The sequence below is a fragment of the Mycobacterium sp. genome (assembly GCF_049802695.1).
GTDB lineage: Bacteria > Actinomycetota > Actinomycetes > Mycobacteriales > Mycobacteriaceae > Mycobacterium.
On the sequence record NZ_JBARMY010000216.1, the window covers coordinates 1 to 7,692 of the forward strand.

Genomic DNA, 7,692 nt, shown 5'->3' on the forward strand with positions numbered 1-7,692 from the left:
GCGAGCGCTCGCACGCGTAGGTGAGCAGTGCCCGCAGCCGGTGATTCCGATAACGCTCGATCTGCTCGCGCGACCATTCCAATCGACCGACATGGTCCTCCAGCGCTGCTTGCACCACAGCGAGATGGGCGGTACGCAAACGCTCGTAGTCCGACCGGGACATCAGTCTTTCACCACCGGAACCGAATAAACCCTCGCTCTACAGCTGCTTACGACAGTGGTCTTCCTAGAACCACGAGATCAACGTAGTGGTGAAGCCCACTGGATGCTGCAACTTCCCGAGTTCGGACGCGCGAACATGAATCACCTTTGCCACTTACCGGCCCATGAACTGGTGCGCTTGACGTCGGACGGAACGGTGTCATGCCGGGAGGTCATGGAAGCCCATCGCGCACGCATTGAGTAGGTCAACCCCAAACCTTTTACCAGGGGTGTTAGCCCCAGATCGGACTGCGGAAATGAGGTCGGGCAGGCGGGCCGGTCGTACTTAAATGGAGTGGTCTCGACCGCATTCCCGACAACGGTGTTGAACCGGAGTGAAATGTCACGATCCGGACTCCCCGGGCAGTGGGCGGTTGTTCGACTCGCTTAAGTTGTGAGCGTGGCAGCTCGCGCCGTCCTGGTTACCCCGCTGTCGGGGCCGCTGGCCAGATTCGGGAAAGCAGGGGCGAGCGCCCTTGCTCTCTGGGCCGACCGTTCCGGGGTAAGTCTGGAGGTCGTCGACGCTTACCCGTCCGCGGCGTTCGCGATGCGGGCCGCCGAGGCTAGCCGGCCCGACGTGGTGTTCGGGCCCTATGGTTCGGGACCGGCGCTCGCGGCCGCGGCCGCCAGCAAAGGGGTCGTCTGGAACCACGGTGGCGCCACCAGTCGGCTGGCGCGGCCGGCGTATCCGCGTGTCGTCAACGTCGCGTCTCCCGCTTACAGCTATCTGGCCGCGGTGCTCGAAACCCTTGTTGCCGAAGGTCTTGGCGAGGGATCGGCAGTGGTGATAACGCACGTCGACACGGGGTTCGGCCGCGAGGTGGCCAAAGGGGCGGCGGTGGCAGCTCGGCGATTCGGTCTCCTGCTGCGGTCGGTCACTTTTCGACCAGGTCGGGTGCGAGATGTGCTGGCGCAAGTCCCGGCGGGCGATGTGCTGTTATCGGCCGGTTCCTTCGATGATGACGTCGCCATCGCGCAGTGGGACAGCAAACGCTGTTGGCGCGCAGTCGGGTTGGTCGCCGCCGGAGTCGGTGAGCTCCGGCACGCCATCGGTGATCGCGTTGAGCGGCTTTACGGACCGTGCCAGTGGTTCGACGACGGGACAGATGATCCGGGCGACGGACCCGACAGCGAGTGGTTCAGCCATCGTTACCGGGACGCGAACGGTACTGAGCCGCCCTATCCGGCTGCTGCGGCCTTCGCGGCGGGTGTCGTTTGGCAGCGCTGCGTGAAGGAGGCCGGCACTGTTGAATCCTTGCCGGTGCTGACCGCCTCACAACGACTCGACACCACCACCTTGTTCGGTCGGTTTCGAGTCGACCCGGTCACCGGCGTGCAAACCGGCCATCAGATCCGCGTCGTTCAGTGGCGAGGCGGAGAGCGGGTGCTGGTAGATCGGCCGCTTCGCCGGACGTGAGCGTCGGAGTCACATCAGCTCGTGCATGGGTCGGCGCGCCCCGGCGCCACACTAACTAACACCCTCAGCCCACCTCGTCGCGACGTCCGGGGGCGATTTAGGCCTAACCAGTCAGTTGCCCTCTTCGGCGCACAACAGTGAGTGCGTGACGCGGGTGCCCTCGAAACAGAATTCGTGCGCGGGACGCCGCAGAGCTTCGATGGTGGTATCCGCACGCACGATGACTCCGCCCCCGGAGGGGATTCCGAGCCCGGTGGCCGCTCCCTCCAGCAAATGAATCGTGCGCGACAGCCGCGCCCACTCGGCTCCCTCGTCGTGCGTGTCGATGATCACGGGGACGAGCTTGAACACATCGAGCAGCTCGGTCGCGGGGGATTCCGGTGTCTCGACGATTCCATAGCGTCCGAGCTGGACCGCGCCGGCTGAAATGCCCACCAGGACCGCCCCTTGGGCGTACCGGCCCAGTATCAGATCCTTCATGCCGGTTTTCTCGAACGTGTTCCAGCCGAGGCGCACATCGCCACCCGCGAGGACGATCAACTGGGCACGCCCCAGGAAGGCGCGGTCGTCTGGGCCGAATGACGAATCGATCATGCGACGGTCGGTGATTCCAATCGGATCCAAAGCCGCCTCGAAAATCCCGTAGAAGTCCGGACGATCCCCATTGGAGGCACCGATGTAGGCCGCGCTGAGTGGTGTGTCCCGAGCCAATCCATCGATGGCTGCCTCTAGGAGCAGTCGGTCCTGCCGCTTCCAGAACAGCAGCTGACTGTCCGCCAGCAGATAGAGCGGTTGGAGTTGTGGCGCCGTCTCAGTCACCGCAGAGGGGTCAGACGCCAGCCCGCTGGCGTGAGAGCCGCCCGAGTTCGCTGGCCTGCCGCCCCAACAGTCTCGCGCCGTTCTCTTGTTCGACGGTTGTCGGGTCGGTCGCGGTCGGTCCCCATATCTTGACGGTTGTCTCCTCGTAGTAGAGCAAGCTGATGATGTCGTATAGCTGGTCTCCAGCGAGCTCGATGGTCCATTCCCGGTCGGTGTCGGGCACGGCGTCACCCTATCGGCGAAGCGCCTTCCGACACTCCTCGGCGTGTCGGCGTGCCTGGCTCGGCATACCGGAAGCGTACTGGCAACGGGCGGATTCGTTGTCCACAGGGAATACCGAGCGTCTCAGTGAACCGATTGGCCAGGTCGCCGAGGCATTGAATAGGAACTCATAGCCGCTCGTCGCGGGTTCGAGCCCCGCCCACCCCACAAAATGTTGAGTGACGACGGGCGATGCGTGACGGTGTTTCGGCTGATGCTTGACAGTTACTTCGGTAGATACTTGACACTTCCAGCAGGGGGAGTGCGGAAGTCATGACTCGAACGAGTTCGAGGCACCGCAGTCGACGCGAACTTGGAAACACGCACGGTCGCGGCAAACGAGGGGCCGACGTGTGGAAAAGCGGCCCCCGGGTATTCCAGCGGGCATATGACTACAGCACGGACACAACCGGATCAGCGCGAACTCGACGGCGCTCGGGGCGTCGTAGACGCCATCTCCAAGGCGTTCGCAGGCAAGATCGTCGGGCAGCGCGACCTACGGGAGTCGCTGCTGATCGGTCTGCTCGCGGGCGGCCACATCCTGCTCGAAAGCATGCCGGGCCTGGCCAAGACCACCGCTGCCAAGGTGCTCGCCGAGTCGGTTCACGGCCGATTCCAACGCATCCAGTGCACGCCCGACCTGCTGCCCAGCGACATCATCGGCACGCAGATCTATGACTCTGCGACCAACTCGTTCGTCACCCAACTAGGTCCGGTGCACGCCAACTTCCTGCTGCTCGACGAGATCAACCGGTCAAGTGCGAAGACCCAGAGCGCAATGCTTGAGGCGATGGAGGAGCGGCAGACCACGATCGCCGGGCAGGTGCACTCGATTGAAGATCCCTTTCTCGTCGTCGCCACCCAGAACCCCGTCGACCAGGAAGGCACCTATCCGCTGTCCGAGGCGCAGACCGACCGCTTTCTGCTCAAGGAGATCGTGCGCTACCCCTCCCCGCAGGAGGAGGTGGAAGTGATGTCGCGGATCGACGCAGGCATCTACGACAAGGGGCAACCCACCCCGCCGGTGGTCAGCCTCGACGACGTGCTGCGCCTGCAGGACGTGGTGCGCCACATCCACATGGATCGTGCACTGATGCGCTACGCCAGCCAACTGGTCGACGCGACCCGCCACCCCGCCCAGGCGTTGCCCAAGCACATTGCGCGTCTGGTCGAGTACGGAGCCAGCCCACGCGCCACGATCGCGTTCTGCAAGGCGGCGCGGGCGCAGGCGGTGCTTTCCGGCCGTGCACACGTGCTGCCCGAGGACATCGCCAAGCTCGCGCACCGGGTACTCCGGCACCGGCTCATCCTCGGATTCGAAGCGGCCAGCGCCGATATCACCCCCGAGGTCGTGGTCGACGCCGCGCTGCGGGCCGTCCGGGTGCCCTGAGGTGCCAGGCGGTCACCCTTGGGCAAGCACCTCAATCGGGCGAAGGCCCACTTCGGCACCGACACCCGCGGCCTGCTCGAAGGCGGTCGCTACGCGCTGTTACACACGCGCAGTATGGAATTCGACGACCTACGCCCTTATGTTCCCGGCGACGACGTGCGGGACATCGACTGGAAGGCCTCTGCGCGTTCGGGCAGCGTGCTCATCAAACGGTTTGTTTCCGAAAAGCACCACAAGATCCTGCTCGTCGCTGACGCAGGTCGCAACACGTCGGCGCTCGCCGCGAGCGGGGAGTACAAACGCGACGTCGCCGCGCACATCATCGGTGCGGTGGGGTTGATCGGCCTACGGCGATCCGATCAAATCGGCATGGTTTACGGCGACCGCCGCGGCTCGGTGAACGTCCCCCAGCGGCGCGGCGAGTCGCACATCGAGGGACTACTGCACCGCTGGTACCAGCACACCATGACCGACCCCGACGCCAGCGACGTCACGGCCCAACTGGACTACGTCGCAACACATTACCGACACGCCATGCTGATCATCGTGGTCTCCGACGAACCCGACGTCGACGACCGACTCAGCGGAGTGCTCGCCAGACTTAACGGACGCCACGACATCTTGTGGGCGATGGTGTCGGACATGCCTGCGGTGGGTCTTGACAACACCGACGGGTACGACGTCGCCACCGGTCGTTTCGTCCTGAATGGAGCCGACCTCGGCCCGCGGGTCGTCGCCGCTTACCACCGCGCCGAGCAGGCTCGCCGCGACCGCCTCGATGCGTTCCTGACCGGTCACGCGATCCCCCACGCGAATATCGCCGGCAGCAATGACATCCGGCGCGAACTCGTCCGCCTGACCGAGGCGGCCGCCCATGCCGGATGATTTGCTGCGCCATGTATTTGGTCCGCAGCCGTATTCGTCGTGGTGGCTGTGGTGGGCCGTCCTGCTGGTCTTTGCCGTCATAGGTTGGTATGCGGGCATTTTCGTGTGGACGCTGCCATCGCACCGGCTGCGGCACATCCCCGTCGTGCGGCGAGTGCACGCTCGGCTGATCCGCAGCCGGTTCGCCCGCTGCGTACAAGGCATCGCCGACGAGCACCTTGCCGGGCGAATGTCGACTCCGGAGGCATTTTCGGCGATCAGCCGGACGGTACGCAGCTTCTTGCATCAGGCGACCGGTGCGGAGGCCCAGTACCTGCACGTGGGCGCCTTGGCCCACGCGCACCTGACCGCGGCCGCGCCGCTGCTGACCCTGCTCGGTGATGGGCAGTTCAACGCCGAAGCGCGGGTCGACGTCGCAGACGTGAGTACCTCGGCGCAGGAGTTGATCCGCTCGTGGACCTGAAGTGGTGGCCTGTAGCGGCCCTCGGATCGGCCTGCCTGCTCGCAGCCGTGGCGCTGGCGGCGTTGTTACCCATGACCGCCGCCCGCAGACGGCTGCGCCCGCTAGCCAACGTCGCACGGCTGACCCGGTTGCCCGAGTACGCAAAAGTGGCCCGGCTGCGCTCGCTGTCGACGGTCGTAACTCTGGTCGTGCTGACGGTCATATTCGGCGCCGCCACGTGGGCGGCGGCCCGTCCGACCGGGGCCGGCAAGGGTTTTGACGTCGCTCACCCCGAGGACATCATGCTTTGTGTCGGGCAGCCGGTGACCGATGCCGCGACTGCTGAACTGCTCGACTACTTCGCGCGGCAGGCCACCACATCCCCTCAGACCCAACGCCTCGGCCTGACATCCGTCAACCGCCGTCTGGTGCCGCTGACGCGCGACCATCAGTACGCCGCGGCGCGGTTCGGTGAGTATGCCCACGCACGCGCGGCGCAGTCGGCGTCGTTCGCACCACCGGTGCCCTACACGGACTACGCCGCGAGCGTGAACGATGTACTGGCGCTGTGTATCGCAGGGACCCCCTCTGATGAGAAGCACAGCACGCACCGGCGCTCGGTGATCTACCTCGGACCTTCAGATCTTCGTGCTGCCGGGGAGCGGCGTGCCGCACTGTTCACCGACGACGGTGTGCGGGACCTGGCCGAGCGCGCTGGAATGCAACTCAATGTGGTCGACACAGCCCCGTCGCCCGCGAGCGGTTCGCTGGTCGCGCTCACCGGGCAGACCGGCGGCCGGTACCTCGCACCGGGACCGGGACCGGAATCGGTGGCCGCGGCACTCAACGAGATCCGGGCGAACACCCCACCGGCGCGCCTGGCCGACGGCACCGTTGTGACAGCGGACTCCTGGGATGCGCCGGTAATACCGCTGGCAATCGGGTTGGTGTCGGCGGCCGTGCTATCGGTGGGCCTGTTGGTGTTGCGCCGATGACGTTTCAGCCTGTGCTGCCCTGGGCGATCCTCGCCGTCGTCACCGGCGCGCTCGCGGTGGCGCGCCTGGTGGCGCTACGGCTGGTGCTTTTGTCGAACTCGGATTCGTCGGTTCCTCAGCGGGCCGTTGCCCGGCCCGCATCGTCACCGACCAATTCGGATTCGTCGGTTCCTCAGCGGGCCGTTGCCCGGCCCGCATCGTCACCGACGGTGGGGCGCCGACGTGGCCGCGCGGTGCTGCGGTGGAGCGGCGTGACTCTGGCGGTGCTGCTGCTCATCGCTGCGGCCACCCGCCCGGGACTTCGCGAAGACGAAACACGCGGGGGGGCAACGGCAGCGGGTGAGAATCTCAACGTGTTCCTGATCGTCGATCGGTCGGTCGACTCGGGTGTCGAAGACTACGGTGTTCCTGGCACCGGTGAAGCGCGGATCGCGGGGATGCGCGACGACATCGCGGCGCTGATCAAGCAGTACCCGTCGGCGCGGTACGCGCTCGTCTCCTTCGCCTCGCGGGCCGCGCTGGATTGGCCGCTGTCCGAGGACGTGTGGAGCTTGCGCCCGGCCATCGCGGCTCTCAGCTCTTACCAGGGTGGTCCCAATGTGGAATTCGACGTCGACGCCGCCGCGGCGGGCAACGTGTTGCGATACCAGCTGATCCAGGCGGCGCAGCAGTATCCGGGTTCGCGGAACGTAGTCCTGTACTTCGGCTCCGGTGCGCCCGGTTCACACGCGCCGCAAGGCGACTTCGACCTCACCCAGAGATCGGTAGACGGTGGAGCGGTGCTGGGCTACGGCCGCACCGACGCGATCGACGAAGCCGAATTGCGGCAAATCGCAAGCCAGCTCGCCGTACCGTACCTACACCGGGATACCGGTCAGCCCTTCCAGCCGGACCTGCCCGACACGCCGGACGGCACCGCCATCCGGGCGGAGGCCGTCGAACGGATCGAGCTTTACTGGCTGCCTGCACTGCTCGCGGCGGGGTTGCTGCTCACCGAGATCTACCTATCGGTCCGCGAGTACCGACGCGGCCGCATCGCCCGACGGGACTTGACATGGTGACGCTCAGACCGGCACGGCTGCGGCTGCGACGGCGGCTCCTGATCTACTCGGCCCCAATGACCGTCGTCGCGCTGCTGGTCGCCGTCAAGCTGGTATCGGTTGTAGTGGCCGGAAATTCGGCGGTCTCCGCCTTCGCGAGCGGCGACGGGAACGCAGTGCGGGCCGATGCGGCGGTCCTCGGGGTGGCCAACGTGGTGGAACCGGCGAAGGCGCCGTTCGCC

The 7,692-nt window shown here is 66.0% G+C and carries 8 protein-coding genes; 6 read left to right on the forward strand and 2 right to left on the reverse strand.

Annotation, left to right across the window (positions count from 1 at the left end; translation table 11 throughout):
- Positions 1 to 601 precede the first annotated feature (601 nt).
- The gene (locus WA317_RS08820) at positions 602 to 1,618 is read left to right on the forward strand and encodes an ABC transporter substrate-binding protein (RefSeq protein WP_425172668.1); all 1,017 of its coding nucleotides are present in this window, start codon (positions 602 to 604) and stop codon (positions 1,616 to 1,618) included.
- A gap of 111 nt (positions 1,619 to 1,729) precedes the next feature.
- On the opposite strand, the gene WA317_RS08825 is transcribed toward WA317_RS08820, so the two are convergent.
- Together WA317_RS08825 and WA317_RS08830 are read right to left on the reverse strand one after the other, a co-directional pair.
- The gene (locus WA317_RS08825) at positions 1,730 to 2,437 is read right to left on the reverse strand and encodes a Type 1 glutamine amidotransferase-like domain-containing protein (RefSeq protein ID WP_425172669.1); all 708 of its coding nucleotides are present in this window, start codon (positions 2,435 to 2,437) and stop codon (positions 1,730 to 1,732) included.
- A 10-nt stretch (positions 2,438 to 2,447) separates the two neighbouring features.
- Positions 2,448 to 2,660, reverse strand: coding sequence for a hypothetical protein (locus tag WA317_RS08830; RefSeq protein ID WP_425172670.1), 213 nt, complete (start codon positions 2,658 to 2,660; stop codon positions 2,448 to 2,450).
- A 426-nt stretch (positions 2,661 to 3,086) separates the two neighbouring features.
- Here WA317_RS08830 and WA317_RS08835 point away from each other — a divergent pair, with 426 nt between their 5' ends.
- Genes WA317_RS08835 through WA317_RS08855 form a run of 5 tightly spaced genes read left to right on the forward strand, consistent with a single transcriptional unit; the run spans position 3,087 to position 7,471 of the window.
- Positions 3,087 to 4,088 (forward strand): AAA family ATPase, encoded by a 1,002-nt coding sequence (locus WA317_RS08835; RefSeq protein ID WP_425172671.1) that lies wholly within the window; start codon positions 3,087 to 3,089, stop codon positions 4,086 to 4,088.
- Between the two features lie 18 nt (positions 4,089 to 4,106).
- Complete coding sequence (locus WA317_RS08840) at positions 4,107 to 4,973, forward strand: DUF58 domain-containing protein (RefSeq protein WP_425172672.1); 867 nt, start codon at positions 4,107 to 4,109, stop codon at positions 4,971 to 4,973.
- Entirely contained in the window at positions 4,963 to 5,436 is a 474-nt protein-coding gene (locus WA317_RS08845) for a hypothetical protein (RefSeq protein ID WP_425172673.1), read from the forward strand. The genes WA317_RS08840 and WA317_RS08845 overlap by 11 nt, the downstream gene beginning before the upstream one ends.
- A complete protein-coding gene (locus tag WA317_RS08850; RefSeq protein WP_425172674.1) occupies positions 5,427 to 6,410 on the forward strand; it encodes a hypothetical protein in 984 nt (327 codons plus the stop codon). The genes WA317_RS08845 and WA317_RS08850 overlap by 10 nt, the downstream gene beginning before the upstream one ends.
- Positions 6,407 to 7,471, forward strand: coding sequence for a vWA domain-containing protein (locus WA317_RS08855; protein WP_425172675.1), 1,065 nt, complete (start codon positions 6,407 to 6,409; stop codon positions 7,469 to 7,471). The genes WA317_RS08850 and WA317_RS08855 overlap by 4 nt, the downstream gene beginning before the upstream one ends.
- The last annotated feature ends 221 nt before the right edge of the window (positions 7,472 to 7,692 follow it).